The sequence below is a fragment of the Streptomyces sp. NPDC021356 genome (assembly GCF_040641015.1).
Classification (GTDB): Bacteria; Actinomycetota; Actinomycetes; order Streptomycetales; family Streptomycetaceae; genus Streptomyces.
Window position 1 is genome coordinate 31,049 of sequence record NZ_JBFACU010000003.1, and the last position, 16,835, is coordinate 47,883.

The 16,835-nt window shown below is 72.8% G+C and carries 13 protein-coding genes; 8 read left to right on the forward strand and 5 right to left on the reverse strand.

Features of this window, described 5'->3' with window-relative positions; translation table 11 throughout:
* Positions 1-87: 87 nt before the first annotated feature.
* Positions 88-1,323, reverse strand: coding sequence for a glycosyltransferase family 87 protein (locus tag AB0G56_RS04330; RefSeq protein ID WP_360963424.1), 1,236 nt, complete (start codon positions 1,321-1,323; stop codon positions 88-90).
* A gap of 189 nt (positions 1,324-1,512) precedes the next feature.
* On the opposite strand from AB0G56_RS04330, the gene miaB reads away from it, so the two are divergent.
* Together miaB and AB0G56_RS04340 are read left to right on the forward strand one after the other, a co-directional pair.
* Complete coding sequence (miaB, locus tag AB0G56_RS04335; protein WP_360963427.1) at positions 1,513-3,033, forward strand: tRNA (N6-isopentenyl adenosine(37)-C2)-methylthiotransferase MiaB; 1,521 nt, start codon at positions 1,513-1,515, stop codon at positions 3,031-3,033.
* A gap of 254 nt (positions 3,034-3,287) precedes the next feature.
* On the forward strand, positions 3,288-4,001 hold the full coding sequence (locus tag AB0G56_RS04340) for a class III extradiol dioxygenase subunit B-like domain-containing protein (RefSeq protein ID WP_360963430.1): 714 nt from the start codon (positions 3,288-3,290) through the stop codon (positions 3,999-4,001).
* 165 nt (positions 4,002-4,166) lie between these two features.
* On the opposite strand, the gene AB0G56_RS04345 is transcribed toward AB0G56_RS04340, so the two are convergent.
* Entirely contained in the window at positions 4,167-4,553 is a 387-nt protein-coding gene (locus tag AB0G56_RS04345; RefSeq protein WP_360963433.1) for an antitoxin, read from the reverse strand.
* Positions 4,554-4,578: 25 nt separating this feature from the next.
* Entirely contained in the window at positions 4,579-4,935 is a 357-nt protein-coding gene (locus AB0G56_RS04350; protein WP_360963436.1) for a hypothetical protein, read from the reverse strand.
* Positions 4,936-5,132: 197 nt separating this feature from the next.
* Between AB0G56_RS04350 and miaA the strand changes: the two genes are divergently transcribed.
* The 6 genes from miaA (at position 5,133) to hflX (ending at position 13,867) form a co-directional block, all read left to right on the forward strand.
* A complete protein-coding gene (gene miaA, locus AB0G56_RS04355; protein ID WP_360963439.1) occupies positions 5,133-6,071 on the forward strand; it encodes a tRNA (adenosine(37)-N6)-dimethylallyltransferase MiaA in 939 nt (312 codons plus the stop codon).
* A gap of 106 nt (positions 6,072-6,177) precedes the next feature.
* Positions 6,178-6,675 (forward strand): hypothetical protein, encoded by a 498-nt coding sequence (locus AB0G56_RS04360; protein WP_360964230.1) that lies wholly within the window; start codon positions 6,178-6,180, stop codon positions 6,673-6,675.
* A gap of 175 nt (positions 6,676-6,850) precedes the next feature.
* The gene (dapF, locus tag AB0G56_RS04365; RefSeq protein WP_360963441.1) at positions 6,851-7,720 is read left to right on the forward strand and encodes a diaminopimelate epimerase; all 870 of its coding nucleotides are present in this window, start codon (positions 6,851-6,853) and stop codon (positions 7,718-7,720) included.
* Positions 7,721-8,022: 302 nt separating this feature from the next.
* The gene (locus AB0G56_RS04370; RefSeq protein WP_360963444.1) at positions 8,023-10,377 is read left to right on the forward strand and encodes an HD domain-containing protein; all 2,355 of its coding nucleotides are present in this window, start codon (positions 8,023-8,025) and stop codon (positions 10,375-10,377) included.
* A gap of 190 nt (positions 10,378-10,567) precedes the next feature.
* The gene (locus tag AB0G56_RS04375) at positions 10,568-12,136 is read left to right on the forward strand and encodes a M1 family metallopeptidase (protein ID WP_360963447.1); all 1,569 of its coding nucleotides are present in this window, start codon (positions 10,568-10,570) and stop codon (positions 12,134-12,136) included.
* A 237-nt stretch (positions 12,137-12,373) separates the two neighbouring features.
* A complete protein-coding gene (gene hflX / locus AB0G56_RS04380) occupies positions 12,374-13,867 on the forward strand; it encodes a GTPase HflX (protein WP_360963450.1) in 1,494 nt (497 codons plus the stop codon).
* A 91-nt stretch (positions 13,868-13,958) separates the two neighbouring features.
* Here the strand turns inward: hflX and AB0G56_RS04385 are convergent, their stop codons facing one another.
* Positions 13,959-15,170, reverse strand: coding sequence for a hypothetical protein (locus tag AB0G56_RS04385; protein WP_360963453.1), 1,212 nt, complete (start codon positions 15,168-15,170; stop codon positions 13,959-13,961).
* Positions 15,171-15,497: 327 nt separating this feature from the next.
* Positions 15,498-16,736, reverse strand: a complete 1,239-nt coding sequence (locus AB0G56_RS04390; RefSeq protein WP_360963456.1) for a hypothetical protein — start codon at positions 16,734-16,736, stop codon at positions 15,498-15,500.
* Positions 16,737-16,835: the final 99 nt, after the last annotated feature.

Consider the following 16,835-nt stretch of genomic DNA (forward strand, 5'->3'; position numbering starts at 1 on the left):
GCCCGAGCCGACTCGGCACGCCCGGCCGCCCCAGCGCACCGGTCCGCCCTCAGCCCACCGTCCCGGCCTCTGAGTACCGGTCCAGGCTCAGCGCACCGGACCCGACAGCTCCGCCACCGGATCGGCGGTCCGTCGTGCGGTGTGCCGGGGCGGTCTCCACCGTGCGCAGCGCACGCCCAGGACCAGTGCGAGCCCGCACAGGGCGACCACGTCCCTGAACGCGCGCCGCGTCGACGCCTCCAGGTGAGGAAACGCGAACTCCGGCACCTGTGGAACCAGCGCGGCCCAGAACCACGGCGAGCGCGTCACCGACCCGGCCTCGAACGCCCCGGCGACCAGCAGCGGCACGACCACCACCAGATAGTGCTCGTAGGACGGCCGCGACACCAGGTACGACCCCAGCATGAGCATGGCGGCCGTGTCCGCGAGCCGCGCCGGACCGGGGTCTGCGCGCCGCCAGCGCCGCCAGGCGCACACCACGCCGGCCGCGGCCGCCGCGAGCGCGACCACCTCGGCGAGGACCGGCGGCACCCCGAGCCGGGGCAGTACCGCGGGCAGCGAGCAGTCGAACGGCCGCATCAGGGCGTCACCGCCCCTGAGCAGGAACGGCAGGGTGCGGGTGAAGAAGCCGCCCGGGTCCGGCATGACCAGCGCCATTCCCACGGACAGCGCCAGCGGCAGCGTCACCATCCAGGCCAGCGCCCGCCACTGCCGGGCCAGGACCAGCAGGACGGCGACGGGCACGAGCAGTGGCTTGACCGCCACGGACAGGCCCAGGACCGCCCCGGCGACGCCCCAGCGCCCGCGGTCGGCCAGCAGCAGCGCCAGCGGCAGCGCCAGGACGCTGACGGCGGTCCAGTTGCCGAGGTCGACCAGGTGTCCGACCGGAGCCCAGCACAGCACCAGGCCGAGCAGCCCCAGCACCGCGAACCGGCTCCGCGCCGGAACCTCGAACAGCCGCACGGCACACCACCAGCCGGCCACGACCAGCCCGACGCAGACCACGGGCGCGGCGACCCTCAGCACGCCCGCGGGCAGCGCCGCCTGACCCGCGGCGAAGAGCACGGCGCTGGGGAGATACAGGAAGCGCCGGTCGGCGTACGGGGCACCGCCGTTCAGCCACACCTGCCCGGCACGGACGACGAAGGCGTTGTCCATGCCCCCCTGGGCGTGCACGACCGCCACGTGTGCCGCACGGGCCACCAGGACCGCGGCGAGGAGGGCGGCCCAGGCCGCCCCGGCCGGACGCAGCAGCCACCCCCGCAGCGCGGCGGCCGGGGCCGCGTCCGGGGCGGAGGACCGCAGGGCGTCACGAAGCTGCATCACACGTACCTGTCCGGGAGGGGCTGCCCCGAGCGGGAAGCACCGCTATGAGCGAATCCGCCCCATTCTGGGCCCGCGGCGCCCGGCCCGGAGTCAACGACCGGTCGTGTCGCGGCCCCGTGGCCGCGCCGCGCGCCCCGGTGACTCGGCCGTCCGGGTGCACTTCCGCGAGCGCCTACCCTTATGGGCATGAGCAGCATCGACCGGAGCCGAGAAGTGGGCGTCACGCGCAGCTACGAGATCCGCACCTACGGGTGCCAGATGAACGTCCACGACTCCGAGCGGCTGGCCGGGCTGCTCGAGGACGCGGGTTACGTGCGGGCCCCGGAGGGGGCGGACGGTGACGCGGACGTCGTCGTCTTCAACACCTGCGCCGTCCGGGAGAACGCCGACAACCGGCTCTACGGCAACCTCGGCCGCCTCGCGCCGAAGAAGACCCAGCGGCCCGGGATGCAGATCGCGGTCGGCGGCTGCCTGGCGCAGAAGGACCGCGACACCATCGTGAAGAAGGCGCCCTGGGTGGACGTCGTCTTCGGCACGCACAACATCGGCAAGCTGCCCGTCCTGCTGGAGCGCGCCCGCGTCCAGGAGGAGGCGCAGGTCGAGATCGCCGAGTCCCTGGAGGCGTTCCCCTCCACGCTGCCGACGCGACGCGAGAGCGCGTACGCGGCCTGGGTGTCCATCTCGGTCGGCTGCAACAACACGTGTACCTTCTGCATCGTCCCGGCGCTGCGCGGCAAGGAGAAGGACCGCCGTCCCGGCGACATCCTCGCCGAGGTCGAGACGCTGGTCGGCGAGGGCGTCTGCGAGATCACGCTGCTCGGCCAGAACGTCAACGCCTACGGCTCCGACATCGGCGACCGCGAGGCGTTCGGCAAGCTGCTGCGGGCCTGCGGGGCGATCGACGGCCTGGAGCGCGTCCGCTTCACCTCCCCGCACCCGCGTGACTTCACCGACGACGTCATCGCCGCCATGGCCGAGACACCGAACGTGATGCCGCAGCTGCACATGCCGCTCCAGTCCGGCTCCGACACGGTCCTGAAGGCGATGCGCCGCTCCTACCGCCAGGAGCGCTACCTCGGCATCATCGAGAAGGTGCGCGCCGCCATTCCGCACGCGGCGATCACCACCGACATCATCGTGGGCTTCCCCGGCGAGACCGAGGAGGACTTCGAGCAGACGCTGCACGTCGTGCGCGAGGCGCGGTTCGCGCAGGCGTTCACCTTCCAGTACTCCAAGCGGCCCGGGACCCCGGCCGCCGAGATGGACGACCAGATCCCCAAGGAGGTCGTCCAGGCACGCTACGAGCGGCTGGTCGCCCTCCAGGAGGAGATCTCCTGGGAGGAGAACAAGAAGCAGGTCGGCCGCACGCTGGAGCTGATGGTCGCCGAGGGCGAGGGCCGCAAGGACGGCGCCACGCACCGCCTGTCCGGCCGCGCCCCCGACAACCGGCTGGTCCACTTCACCAAGCCGGACCAGGACGTCCGCCCCGGCGACGTGGTCACGGTCGAGGTCACCTACGCCGCGCCGCACCACCTCCTCGCCGAGGGCCCGGTGCTCGACGTGCGGCGCACGCGCGCGGGAGACGCCTGGGAGAAGCGCACGACGGAGGCGGCGGCCAGGCCGGCGGGCGTGATGCTGGGGCTGCCGAAGATCGGCGTACCGGAGCCGCTTCCGGTCGCGGCGGCCAGCGGCTGCGGCTGCGACTGACCCCTCGCGCACACTCCGCCGGGCGTTCCCTCCTTGGCCGCCTGCCGCCTGCCGCCTGCCGCCTGCCGCCTGCCGCCTGCGGTCGGACGTCGGGCGTCGGGCGTGCATGCCGGTCGCCGGTCGCCGCGTGTCGGCCGTTCCTGCCGGTCGGTCGGCGCCGGTCGCCCCTCATGCGGGTGCGGGTCGCCGGTCGTGCGTGCCGGGTGGGAGGGACGGCAGTCCGGCGGTCGTCGTTCCGCGTTACGCTGCCGATCATGCTCGTCGCCGCCGCAGTCTGCCCCTGCCCGCCCCTCCTCGTGCCCGCGGTCGCCGAGGGAGCCGCCCCCGAACTGGACGCCGCGCGCGCCGCGTGCGCGGACGCCCTGGGAGTGCTCGCCGCCGCACGGCCGGACCGGCTGGTGGTCATGGGACCCGCCGAGCAGTCCGGGCGCGGCCCGCACCCGCAGGGCGCCCGGGGCTCGTTCCGCGGTTTCGGCGTGGACCTGGACGTACGGCTGGGCAGTGACACGGGCAGCGCACCCGAGCGCGCGCTGCCGACCTCGCTCGCCGTCGCCGCGTGGCTGCTGGAGCGGACCGGCTGGTCCGGTACCCCCGTCGAGGGGCTGGGCGTCGGCGAACCGCTGGCGACGGAACGGTGCGTGGCGGCCGGGCGGGACATCGCCTCGCGCCCGGAGCGGGTGGCCATGCTGGTGATGGGCGACGGCAGCGCCTGCCGGTCGCTGAAGGCGCCGGGGTACCTCGACGAACGGGCCGAGCCCTTCGACGCGGAGGCCGCCCGGGCACTCGGCGCGGCGGACGTGGCGGCCCTCATCGCGCTCGACGTGGAACTGGCGTACGAACTCAAGGCGTCTGGCCGTGCCCCCTGGCAGGTGCTCGCGGGTGCGGCCGAGGGCACGGGCCTCTCCGGGGCGCTCCTCTACGACGAGGCGCCGTACGGTGTGGGCTATCTGGTGGCCGCCTGGTCCTGAGCGACCGGCACCGGCCCCGAGGGTGACGGGCGGCGAGCGGCGAGCGGAGGGGCAGGCGGCGAGCGGCGGCCGGCGAGCAGCGGGCGGCGGACGACGGGCGGCCGGGAGACGCTTCGCTCCGGGCCGCCCGCCGCCCGCCCTAGGTCACCCGCCGTCTCCCGCTGCTCAGGACACGGGCGGTGGCCCTTGCGGCGGCTCCTGGGGTGCCGCCCGCCCGGTGCTGCCGCCCGGCGCCGGACCGGAGTCGGCAGGACCGCCCGTCCCTGAACCACCCGGTGCCGGCCCCGGCGCCGCCTGCGTCCCGGCGCCCTCGTCCGGGCCGGCACCCCCGGGACCGGCCGTGCCCGGGTGGGCGAGCCGGTCCATGGCCTGCTTGGCCTTGCCCGTGCCCGCGTGGATCTTGTCGCTGTACTTGCCCTTGGTCTTCTCGTCGACCACCCTCGCGGCCTTGTCGAGCCCGTGCTCGATCGAGCCCCCGTGCCGCTGCGCGAGGTCCGACACCTTGTCCCTGGCCGGGCCGAGCCTGGCCCTGACGTTGTCCAGCAGACCCATGGTTCACCTTCCCTGACGGGAGAGATCACGTGCGGGCGTCCTCGCCGGCTCCGTGCTCGGCCGCCTCGTCGGCGGACTGCTGCTTGGGGATCTCCACACCCTCGGCACCAGCACTCCCGGCCCCCTCGACCACGGCGCCGACACTCACGGCACTGTCTCCGTCGGCGTCCGGCCCCGCGGCGTTCGCCGCGTCCCTCCCCGCGTCGTCGGCGACACCGCCGTCCATGACGTCGCTGTCCGGGCCCTTGCCGTTGGTGCCATCGCCGTCCGTGGCACCGCCGTCCGTCCCGGAACCGACCTTCGCCGTGTCGGCCGGTTCCTCGGCGACCGACGCCTCCTCAGTGGCCTTCGACCTCCGAAAAAGTCGCGCGAAAACGCCCATATCAACTCCATACGTTACTCGTGCGGGCGGCATCCCGCGTGGCCCGGTGCGTCTCTACGCGGTGCGCGTACCACCGCCCGTCGGCATCCGCCCGCCGGCGTCCGGCCGCGGGAACCTCGCAACGGGCAACGACCCCGCGCGTGCGCCGTCACGTAACTCCTTCGAGGCGTCCGCCGGAGGTTTGCGAGACTGGTGCGGTGAGCAGCGCATCCCCCGCCCCCCGCGTCATCGCCGTCGTAGGCCCCACCGCGGCCGGAAAGTCCGATCTCGGCGTCTTCCTGGCCCAACGCCTCGGCGGTGAGGTCGTCAACGCCGACTCCATGCAGCTCTACCGCGGGATGGACATCGGCACCGCCAAGCTGACGCCCGAGGAGCGCGGCGGTGTCCCGCACCACCTCCTGGACGTCTGGGACGTGACCGTCACGGCCTCCGTCGCCGAGTACCAGCGGCTCGCCCGGGAACGCATCGACGCATTGCTCGCCGACGGGCGCTGGCCGATCCTGGTCGGCGGCTCCGGGCTGTATGTCCGCGGCGCCGTCGACAACCTCCAGTTCCCCGGTACCGACCCCGAGGTGCGGGCCCGGCTGGAGGAGGAGCTGACGCTGCGCGGCTCCGGGGCCCTGCACACGCGCCTCGCCGCCGCCGATCCGGAGGCCGCCCGGGCCATCCTGCCCGGCAACGGCCGCCGTATCGTCCGCGCGCTGGAGGTCATCGAGATCACCGGCCAGCCCTTCATGGCGAACCTCCCGGGCCACGACTCCGTCTACGACACCGTGCAGATCGGCGTCGACGTGGCGCGCCCCGAACTGGACGAGCGCATCGCGCGCCGGGTCGACCGGATGTGGGACGCCGGGCTCGTGGAGGAGGTGCGCGCGCTGGAGGCACACGGCTTGCGCGCCGGGCGCACGGCCTCCCGCGCACTCGGCTACCAGCAGGTCCTCGCGGCGCTCGCGGGCGAATGCACACAGGAGGAGGCGCGCGCGGAGACGGTGCGTGCCACCAAACGCTTCGCGCGCCGCCAGGACTCCTGGTTCCGGCGCGACCCGCGCGTGCACTGGCTGAGCGGGGGCGCCACGGACCTCCGGGAACTTCCCGACCTGGCGCTGGCGTTGGTCGAACGACCGGTTACAGCCTGATCACGTGATGGCATCGGGAAGCCCAGGCCGTCATCCAGGCCTCCGGCGCCGTGCCATCATCGAGCTTCGATCGACGAATGAGTCCTAGTTGGGAGGGCGCGTGGCGATGGAGGCCGGCCCTCGCGACACCGCACAAGGCACCGAGCGCATCACCGTGGAGCACGCCGTCCCGGAGCCGGACGACGACTCACTGAGTCCCGACGGCCCCGACGAGACCCAGGGCGGCGTCACCGCCGACGGCCCGGAGCCCGAGGAGATGTTCGCCGGGCCCGAGGTCGAGGTCGAGCTGCGTCCGCAGCGGCGGCTGCGCATCTGGCAGCTCGCCCCCATCGTGGGCCTGGCCGCCGTCGGCTCCCTGATGTTCGCCTTCCCGCTGGCCTTCGACGGCGACAGCGGAGCGATGATCGCCATGCTGGGGCTGCTGATCTGCTCCTGCGCGGCCGGCTGGGGCACGATGGCCGCCCGTCGCGTCGGGTACACCTGGCCGGGACTGCCGCCGCGAGGGACCGGCCGGCGACCCGACTGGCGCCTGATCGGCGCCTACGTCCTGCTGGTCGCCGTGGTCGTCGTCCTGGCGGTCTGGCGGGTCGCCGGGCTCCGCTGAGCGCGGCCCGCACACCGACGCGGCCCGCACGCCGACGAGGCCCGCGCCTGGCAGCGCCCGCACCTCGGCAGCCCTCGCACCTGAGCAGCGTGCGCACGCCGGCGCCGGTGCTGCGCGCGAGGCCCCGGCCGTGGTCGTACGGGGTGATGTCGTACCCACCCCGTACGATCGAGGCATGAGCACCCGTATCGCCTTTCTCAAGGGACACGGCACGGAGAACGACTTCGTGATCGTCCCCGACCCGGAGAACGCCGTGGAGCTGTCCCCGGCCGCCGTCGCCGCCCTGTGCGACCGCCGCGCGGGCATCGGCGGCGACGGCGTGCTGCACGTCGTGCGCGCCGCCGCGCACCCGGAGGCCCGGGAGATGGCGGCCGAGGCGGAGTGGTTCATGGACTACCGCAACGGCGACGGCTCGGTCGCGGAGATGTGCGGCAACGGCGTACGCGTGTTCGCGCGCTACCTCCAGCACGCCGGGCACGCGGCGGAGGGTGACCTCGCCATCGCCACGCGCGGGGGCGTGAAGACGGTGCACATCGCCAAGGACGGTGACATCACGGTGGGCATGGGCAGGGCCCGGCTCCCCGAGGGCGACGTCACGGTGAGCGTCGGCGAGCGCGCCTGGCCCGCCCGCAACGTCAACATGGGGAACCCGCACGCGGTCGCCTTCGTCGACGACCTCGCGGACGCGGGGGACCTGCTCTCCCCGCCCCCGTTCCGCCCGGCCGCCGCCTACCCGGACGGTGTGAACGTCGAGTTCGTGGTCGACCGAGCCCCCCGCCACGTGGCGATGCGGGTGCACGAGCGAGGTTCCGGCGAGACCCGGTCGTGCGGCACCGGCGCGTGTGCCGTCGCCGTGGCGGCGGCCCGCCGCGACGGCGCCGACCCGACCACCACCGGCACCCCGGTGACATACCGGGTCGACGTGCTCGGCGGCACCCTGGTCATCACCGAGCGGCCGGACGGCGAGATCGAGATGACCGGTCCGGCGGTGATCGTCGCCGAGGGCGAGATCGACGCGGAGTGGCTGGAAACAGCGGCTGTCTGACCTCGGACCTGCCCGGGACATCACAGGCCCGGACGTACCGCGGAGGGACACGATCCAGGCCGACGGCCCAGGTGGCGGCGGGAATCCACGGAGCCCCGCCTGACCCCTGACCGAAAACCGTAAACCTCCGGAACCGTCGCTCGAATGGGTGATCCGTTTCACGCTCTCCGAGAGGCGGTCGGCGGAGTGTGCTGGGCTCGGTAGCATCAAGCACCGGCCCGGACGGGGGATCCGACGCCAACCCCTGAGCCGCGTACGCCCTGGGGCACCCCGTCCGCCGGTCCACGCAGCCGGAGGTGCCCATGAGTGCGGATGCCACAAACCCTGCGGCCCCGGGCCCGGTGGCGCCGTCGGCGCCCCGGAGGCGGGCCCGCCCGCGGATCGACCTGCGCCGTCTGGGCCGGGCCGCTCTGCTCGGCCCCACCGCCCGCGACCGCCTCCCCGACGCCATCGGGCACGTCGTCGAGGCGCACCGCGCCCACTTCCCCGACGCCGACCTCGAACCGCTGCGCCGCGCCTACCTCCTGGCCGAGTCCTCGCACCGCGGCCAGATGCGCAAGAGCGGCGAGCCCTACATCACCCATCCGCTCGCCGTCACCCTCATCCTCGCGGAACTCGGCGCCGAGACCACCACGTTGACGGCGTCCCTGCTGCACGACACGGTCGAGGACACCGACGTCACGCTGGACCAGGTCGGCGAGGAGTTCGGCGCGGAGGTCCGCTACCTCGTCGACGGCGTCACCAAACTGGAGAAGGTCGACTACGGCGCCGCCGCCGAACCCGAGACCTTCCGCAAGATGCTCGTCGCCACCGGCAACGACGTCCGTGTGATGTCGATCAAGCTCGCCGACCGGCTGCACAACATGCGCACCCTCGGCGTCATGCGCCCCGAGAAACAGGCCCGCATCGCCAAGGTGACCAGGGACGTGCTCATCCCGCTGGCCGAACGGCTCGGCGTGCAGGCGCTCAAGACCGAACTGGAGGACCTGGTCTTCGCCATCCTCCACCCGGAGGAGTACGAACACACCCGCGAACTGATCGCGGAGAACGCGAGTCGCCCGAACGACCCGCTCACCGAGGTCGCCGAACAGGTCCGCGGCGTACTGCGCGAGGCCGGTATCTCCGCCGAAGTCCTGGTCAGGCCGCGCCATTTCGTCTCCCTGCACCGCGTGGCCCGCAAACGCGGCCGACTGCGCGGCTGCGACTTCGGACGGGTGCTCGTGCTGGTGAACGAGGACGCCGACTGCTACGCCGTCCTCGGTGAACTGCACACCTGCATGACGCCGGTCGTCGCCGAGTTCAAGGACTTCATCGCCGTACCCAAGTTCAACCTGTACCAGTCGCTGCACACCGCGGTGGCTCTCCCGCCGTCCCGCACGGACACGCCCGACGGCACGGTCACGGACGGCCAGGTCGTCGAAGTCCTCATCCGCACCCACCAGATGCACCAGACCGCCGAGGCCGGCGTCGTCGCGCTCGGCAACCCCTACGCGCCCTGCGCGCAGCCCGCCGAGGACCCGTCGGCGGCCGACGGCGAGCGCGTCGACCCGACCCGGCCCGGCTGGCTCTCCCGGCTGCTCGACTGGCAGCAGGCGGCACCCGACCCGGACACCTTCTGGTCCACACTGCGCGAGGACCTCGCACAGGACCGCGAGATCACCGTCTTCCGCCCAGACGGCGGCACGCTCGGCCTCCCCGCCGGCGCCAGCTGCGTGGACGCCGCCTACGCGCAGTACGGCGAGGACGCGCACGCGTGCATCGGCGCCCGGGTCAACGGACGTCTGGCCAGGCTGAGCACCGTCCTCCAGGACGGCGACACCGTTCAGCTCCTGATGGGCCAGGACCCCGCCTCCGAGCCGTCCAGGGAGTGGCTCGAGCACGCCCACACCCCCGTCGCCCGCATCGCCATCCAGCGCTGGCTGGCGGCCCACCCCGCCCCGGCCGAGGACCCGCCGGAGACCCGCGAGGTGGTCCCCGGCGGCGCGACGGACACCGCGGCGGGCTTCGATCGGTCCGCCGGGTCGGACGGATCCGACAGTTCGGACGGGCCGCACCGGCCACACGGGTCGCTCGGGTCGCTCGGGTCGGACGGAACCGTTGAGCCCGATGGGGCCGATGGGGCCCACCTGGTCGAGGGTGCCGACCGGATCGGCGGCGCCGACGGGGCCGTGTCACCCGCACCGGACGGCGGCCGCGCCGGCACGGCGACCGTGGTCGTCGCCGACCGGCCCCGCGCCACCGTGCGGCTCGCCGGCTGCTGTACGCCCGTACCGCCCGACGAGATCACCGCCTTCGCGGTTCGCGGGGGCGCGGTGACCGTGCACCGCGTCGAGTGCGCGACGGTCGCGCGGATGAAGAGCGCGGGGCGCGCGGAGATCGACGTGCGATGGGGAGACACCGCCGCCTGCCGCGTCACCCTGCTCGCCGAATCGTTCGGCCGCCCCCACCTGCTCGCCGACCTGACCGAGGCCATCGCCCTGGAGGGCGTCGAGATCGTCTCGGCCACCGTGGCCCCGCCGACCCAGCAGCGCGTCCACCACACGTACACCCTGCACCTCCCCGACGCGGCGCGTCTGCCCTCCCTCATGCGGGCGATGCGCAATGTCCCGGGTGTCTACGACGTGAGCCGCGCCCAGCCGCAGCCGCCGGACAACTGAACGGGCGCACACCACGCGCGCGCACTCCTTGCGCGCCCCGGGAAAGCTCGCACGCTCCGGGAAAGCTCGCACGCTCCGGGAAAGCTTCCGCGCGCCGGCGCAGCGCCGTGCGTACTCCCGAAGGCCCCGTTCGGGTGGGACGGGCGCGCGTCGCCGCAGTGGCGGCGCCGCGCGCTGATAGCCGTGGTGCATGCCGCGCACCCCCCGTTCCCGCGTCCCGTGCCGTCCCGGGACCCTCAGGGCGACCCTCCTCGCGTCCGCCGCCTCCGTCTGCCTCCTCGCCGCGAGCGCCCCGCCCACCGCGCTCGGCCTGGGCGACCGGCTCTTCCCCGACCTGGGCAACCCCGGGTACGACGTGACGTCGTACGACCTCGCCTTCATCTACCCCGGGGACAACAGCAAGCCGCTGCGGGCCGTCACCACCATCGAGGCCCGGGTGACCCACGACCTGGAACGCGTCAACCTCGACTTCGCGCACGGCGAGGTCGACTCCGTGGAGGTCGACGGCCTGCCGGCCACGTTCGCCACCGCGGGGGAGGACCTGGTGGTCACCCCGCGGGTCCCGCTGCCCGAGCACAGCTGGATGCGCATCACGGTGCACCACACCAGCGACCCGGTGTCCGAGAAGGGCCGGGACGGCGGCTGGGTGCGCACCACGGACGGCCTCGCCATGGCCAACCAGGCCGACGTCGCCCACCTCGTGTTCCCGTGCAACGACCACCCCTCCGACAAGGCGATGTTCACCTTCCACGTCACCGCCCCCGAGGGATACACGGCCGTCGCCAACGGCCTGCCCGGCACAGTCGCCAGGGCGGGCCGGTCGACCACCTGGACGTACCGCACCCGGCACCCCATGGCCACCGAGCTGGCGCAGGTCTCCATCGGCCGTTCCACCGTGCTGCACCGCACCGGCCCGCACGGCCTGCCCCTGCGGGACGTCGTCCCCACCAAGGACCGCAAGGCGCTGGAACCGTGGCTGGCCAGGACGCCCGACCAGATCGCCTGGATGGAGAGCAAGGTCGGACGCTATCCGTTCGAGACGTACGGCCTGCTCATGGCGTCGGCCACCACCGGCTTCGAACTGGAGACACAGACCCTCTCGCTCTTCGAGAGAGAGCTGTTCACCGACCCCGCCTGGCCGAAGTGGTACGTGGAGTCCGTCATGGTGCACGAACTGTCGCACCAGTGGTTCGGCGACAGCGTCAGCCCGCGCAGCTGGTCCGACCTGTGGCTCAACGAGGGACACGCGACCTGGTACGAGGCCCTGTACGCCGACGAGAAGGCGCACAAGTCGATGGAGGCCCGTATGAAGGCCGCCTACGGGGTCTCCGACCGCTGGCGCGAGGCCGGCGGGCCGCCCGCGTTCCCCAAGCCGCCCAAGGCCGGTCAGAAGATCGGCATCTTCCGCGCGAACGTCTACGACGGCGCCGCGCTCGTCCTGTACGCCCTGCGCCAGGAGATCGGCAGGCCGGCCTTCGAGCGCCTGGAGCGCGCCTGGGTGCGCGACCACCGGGACTCCACGGCGAACACGGCGGACTTCGAACGCCTGGCCTCCGCCGTCGCCGGACGTGACCTCAGCGGCTTCTTCAAGGCCTGGCTCTACGGTGCCAAGACGCCACCCATGCCCGGCCACCCGGACTGGACGCAGGCGCCGCCCCCGAAGGCCGCGCAGAAGAAGGTGGCCGGCAAGAAGGCGGCCGACGAGAAGGCCGCGCAGGGCGGGACAGTGCGGCAGGCGGTGGCGCGGAGGAGGCAGTGAGAGGCACCAGTCGGAGGAAGCAGTGAGGGGACGCGGGAAGGGGGCGGCGGCCGGGAATAACGCCGTGACGAGACGGGCCGTGCCGTGCGACCATCATCGGGTCGGCACGGCACGGCGCACGGGAATCTCCCGGGGCTCCCGAGCGTTGTGAGAAGTGACGGAACGGCTGTCGAAGTACGTCGGTTCTCGCCGCGACTCCGTCGCCGCACCAAGGATTCCCAACGACGTAAGGACCCAATGACCTCCTCTTCTTCCTCTTCCCAGGCCACCAAGCGCCTCGCGCACACCCATCCCGAAGGTCTTCGGGCCGATGCCCTGATGGAAGAGGACGTCGCCTGGAGCCACGAGATCGACGGAGAGCGGGACGGCGATCAGTTCGACCGCTCCGAGCGCGCGGCCCTGCGCCGTGTCGCGGGCCTCTCCACCGAGCTCGAGGACGTCACCGAGGTCGAGTACCGGCAGCTCCGCCTGGAGCGGGTGGTGCTCGTCGGCGTCTGGACGTCGGGGACCGTGCACGACGCGGACAACTCCCTGGCCGAGCTGGCCGCCCTCGCGGAGACCGCCGGCGCGGTCGTGCTCGACGGCGTGATCCAGCGCCGCGACAAGCCCGACGCGGCCACCTACATCGGCTCCGGCAAGGCCGGCGAGCTGCGTGACATCGTCCTGGAATCGGGCGCGGACACCGTCATCTGCGACGGTGAGCTGAGCCCGGGGCAGCTGATCCACCTCGAGGACGTCGTCAAGGTCAAGGTCATCGACCGCACGGCCCTGATCCTGGACATCTTCGCCCAGCACGCCAAGTCCCGGGAGGGCAAGGCGCAGGTCGCGCTCGCGCAGATGCAGTACATGCTGCCGCGGCTGCGCGGCTGGGGTCAGTCGCTGTCCCGGCAGATGGGCGGCGGCAAGGGCGGCGGTCTCGCCACCCGAGGTCCCGGTGAGACCAAGATCGAGACGGACCGGCGGCGGATCCGCGAGAAGATGGCCAAGATGCGCCGGGAGATCGCGGCCATGAAGACGGGCCGTGAGATCAAGCGCCAGGAGCGACGCCGCCACAAGGTGCCCTCCGTCGCCATCGCCGGCTACACCAACGCCGGCAAGTCCTCCCTGCTCAACCGCCTCACCGGCGCGGGCGTCCTGGTCGAGAACGCGCTGTTCGCGACCCTGGACCCGACCGTGCGCCGGGCCGAGACGCCGAGCGGGCGGCTGTACACGCTGGCCGACACGGTCGGCTTCGTCCGGCACCTGCCGCACCACCTGGTCGAGGCGTTCCGCTCCACCATGGAGGAGGTCGGTGACTCCGACCTGATCCTGCACGTGGTGGACGGCTCGCACCCGGACCCCGAGGAGCAGCTGGCCGCCGTGCGCGAGGTGATCAGGGACGTCGGCGCCACCGACGTGCCCGAGATCGTCGTGGTGAACAAGGCGGACGCGGCCGACCCGCTGGTGCTGCAGCGGCTCCTGCGCATGGAGAAGCACTCGATCGCCGTTTCGGCCCGTACCGGCCGGGGCATCGCCGAGCTGCTCGCCTTGATCGACGGCGAGCTGCCCCGGCCCGCCCTGGAGATCGAGGCGCTGGTGCCCTACACCCACGGCAAGCTGGTCGCCCGTGCGCACACCGAGGGCGAGGTGATCTCCGAGGAGCACACCGCGGAGGGCACCCTGCTGAAGGCCCTGGTGCACGAGGAGCTGGCCGCGGATCTGGCACCGTACACGCCGGTTCCCGCGCTCTGACCCGCTCGCCGTCCGCCACCGGGTGAGCACACGGGCCCGCCCCCTTCGCGCGAAGGGGGCGGGCCCGTGTCGTGTCGGCGTGGTGCCCAGGTCACCGGCCGCCGTAGGTCCGGCTCATGTTCTCGTACAGGGACTCGGCGCCCTTGCCCAGCTGCGGGCCGGCCAGCCAGGTGTTGTCGGACGGGCCGATGGAGGTGTTGGAGACCATGACGGTCTTCCCGCCGGCCACGCGGAACCAGCCGCCGCCGGACGAACCGCCGGTCATGGTGCACCCGATGCGGTACATCGTCGGCAGGGACGGGCTGAGCGACAGCCGGCCCGGCCGGTCCAGACACCGGAACATCTTCAGACCGTTGTACGGCGGTGCGGCCGGGTACCCCCACGCGCCCATCGTGGCGACCTGGGGCGCCTGCGGTGCGGAGAAGTCCACGTCCAGTGCCGCCCCGACCGTCTCCTCCAGCGACTTCGCACCGGACTCCGGCTTCACGTGCAGCACGGCGTAGTCGTACGCGGCACCCGCACCGCCCGTCTCGGAGCCGCCCTGGATCCACTGGCCCGAGGTGGAGGCCCAGTCCGCCCACCAGGCGCCGTAGGGAGCGACCTCCGTGGGGCTGGCGTCGCCCAGCTCGGACGCGGACCGGCCGAGGTCGTTGTAGGCCGGGACGAACGCGATGTTGCGGTACCAGCCGCCGCCCTGCCCGGCGTGCACGCAGTGCCCCGCCGTCCACACCAGGTTCGACTTGCCCGGGTGGTTGACGTCCTTGACGACCGTGCCGGAGCAGACCATCGAACCCTGGGGCGAGTCGAAGAAGACCTTGCCGACCGGGGCCGCGTGCTGGTGGTACGGGGTCTGCTCGGCCTGGGCCTGCACGGGCGGCGGCGCCGGGTCGCTGACCCCCTGGTCCGCGGCGGCGTCCTTGGTGGAGACCGTCTTGTTGGCCTCCTTGGCGGATTTCATCCGGTCGGGTTTCCAGAGCCCCTTGATCACCGGGTTGACGAAGTCCTTGGCCGCGCTGAGCCACTTGTCCTTGTCCCAGTTCTTCCAGCCGCCGTCGCGCCACTGGTCGACGTCGATCCCGTGTTCCTTGAGCTTGTTCGCGAGATCGGCCGGGATCCGGGCCTTGCCGTCGCCGCTGTCCGCGGCCTGCGAGGCGCCGACGTCGGGCTTGCCGCTCGCGTCGTCCTTGCCCGAGTCGTTGCAGGCGGTGGCGGTGAGCGTCAGAGCCGCGACGAGCCCGGTGGCGGCGAGGGCGGTGCCCCGTCGCGTGCGCCGGGGCACCGAGGAGGTAGATGTGGAACGCATGGTGCGATGAACCCCCGTTGGTTCGTGTTCTGTTGTGCGCGTTACGTCTGCGTGTTGCGTCTGCGTGTCAGGTCGGCCGGGCGTGTCTGTGTGTTCTGTCTTCGTGCTTCAGCGCGTGGCTGGGCGGGAGTGCTGGCCCGAGCTGAAACGCAACGGCCTTATGTCATGAACTTGTCAGAGTGACATGGGTCGGTTCCGTGCGGAACCACCGGCGGACGACACCCCACTATGCACGGGGCGCCGAGTACGAACGGCGGTGGGGTGGTGAAGGTTCTTGTCGGACACCCCACCGCCGCCGTCCGGTTCACCGGCTGGTTCGGGGCGCGCTCACCGCCCGGCGAACTTCTTGCTGACCGAGGCGTAGACCCCCTTGGCCACCGTGCCCAGCCGCGGACCGGCCAGCCAACCGGCCGTCACCGGGCCGATCGAGGTGTTGGAGACCAGTGCGGGCTTGCCGTCCGCGCCCTTCTCGACCCAGCCGCCACCGGAGGAGCCACCGGTCATGGTGCAGCCGATGCGGTACATCGTCGGGTCGGAGGCCGTGACCGACAGTCGTCCCGGCTTGTCCTGGCACTGGTACAGCGACTGCCCGTCGTAGGGCCGCGCGGCCGGGTAGCCGGTCGCCGTGATGTTCTGCACCTTCGGTACGGCCGGGGCGTCGAAGTTCACCGGGAGCGCGGAACCGACGGTCTCCTCCAGGGACTTGCCGTTCCCGCCCTTCTCCGGCGTCACGTGGATGACGGCGAAGTCGTAGCTCGCCCCCTGCCCGCCGGTCGCACCGCCCTGCTCGATCCACTGGTCGGAGGTCTGCGCCCAGTCGCCCCACCACACGCCGTACGGAGCGACCTGCTCCCGGGCCGCGCCCTGCAACTGGGCGGTGCTCCGGCCCGCGTCGTTGTACGACGGGACGAAGGCGATGTTGCGGTACCAGCCGCCCTTCTTGCCGGCGTGCACGCAGTGCCCCGCCGTCCACACCAGGTTGGACTTGCCGGGGTGGGCCGGGTCCTCGACGACCGTCGCCGAGCAGACCATCGTGCCCTCGGGGGAGTCGAAGAAGACCTTGCCCGCCGTCGCCGCGTTGGCGTGGTAGGGCGGCGCCACCTTCAGCGCCTTCACGGGCGCCGGCGTCGGGTCCGTGACACCCTGGTCACCGGAGATGTCGTTGGTGTCCACGCCCTTGTCCGGGTCGTTGGCCCGGCGCATCCGGTCCGGGTTCCACAGGCCCTGGATGATCGGGTTGACGAAGTCGTTCGCCTCGCGCAGCCAGTCGTCCTTGTTCCAGTTCTTCCAGGCGCCGTTCTTCCACTTGTCGATGTCGATCCCGTGCTCTTTGAGCTTCTTGCGGATGTCGTCCGGGATCTTGATCTTGCCGTCGCCCGTGGCGCCCGAGTCGCCGGCGGCCGTGGAGGCGGAGGGCTTGCCCGCCGCGCCGGTGTCGTCCGAGTTGCAGCCGGTGGCGGTGAGCGCCAGGGTCGAGACCAGAGCGACGGCGGCCAGCACCGGGGAGGCCGTGCGCCGGGCGCGCCCTCCCCCGCGAGCGGTGACGGACGGGCGTATGGGTCGCATGTTTCGACTCCCCCTGCTGTGAACGGACTTGCTGACACCGCCGTGCCCCGCCCCGATCCCGGACGGCATGCGGGCGGGGACCACGGCGGCGGAACGGCA

Bases quoted from the DNA above. Each gene is read 5' to 3' on its own strand.
- AB0G56_RS04375 (WP_360963447.1), top strand. From the start codon at position 10,568: ATGCCGCGCACCCCCCGTTCCCGCGTCCCGTGCCGTCCCGGGACCCTC.
- AB0G56_RS04370 (WP_360963444.1), top strand. From the start codon at position 8,023: ATGAGTGCGGATGCCACAAACCCTGCGGCCCCGGGCCCGGTGGCGCCG.
- AB0G56_RS04390 (WP_360963456.1), bottom strand. From the start codon at position 16,736: ATGCGACCCATACGCCCGTCCGTCACCGCTCGCGGGGGAGGGCGCGCC.
- AB0G56_RS04330 (WP_360963424.1), bottom strand. From the start codon at position 1,323: ATGCAGCTTCGTGACGCCCTGCGGTCCTCCGCCCCGGACGCGGCCCCG.
- miaB (WP_360963427.1), top strand. From the start codon at position 1,513: ATGAGCAGCATCGACCGGAGCCGAGAAGTGGGCGTCACGCGCAGCTAC.
- dapF (WP_360963441.1), top strand. From the start codon at position 6,851: ATGAGCACCCGTATCGCCTTTCTCAAGGGACACGGCACGGAGAACGAC.
- AB0G56_RS04345 (WP_360963433.1), bottom strand. From the start codon at position 4,553: ATGGGTCTGCTGGACAACGTCAGGGCCAGGCTCGGCCCGGCCAGGGAC.
- hflX (WP_360963450.1), top strand. From the start codon at position 12,374: ATGACCTCCTCTTCTTCCTCTTCCCAGGCCACCAAGCGCCTCGCGCAC.
- AB0G56_RS04350 (WP_360963436.1), bottom strand. From the start codon at position 4,935: ATGGGCGTTTTCGCGCGACTTTTTCGGAGGTCGAAGGCCACTGAGGAG.
- AB0G56_RS04385 (WP_360963453.1), bottom strand. From the start codon at position 15,170: ATGCGTTCCACATCTACCTCCTCGGTGCCCCGGCGCACGCGACGGGGC.
- AB0G56_RS04360 (WP_360964230.1), top strand. From the start codon at position 6,178: ATGGAGGCCGGCCCTCGCGACACCGCACAAGGCACCGAGCGCATCACC.
- AB0G56_RS04340 (WP_360963430.1), top strand. From the start codon at position 3,288: ATGCTCGTCGCCGCCGCAGTCTGCCCCTGCCCGCCCCTCCTCGTGCCC.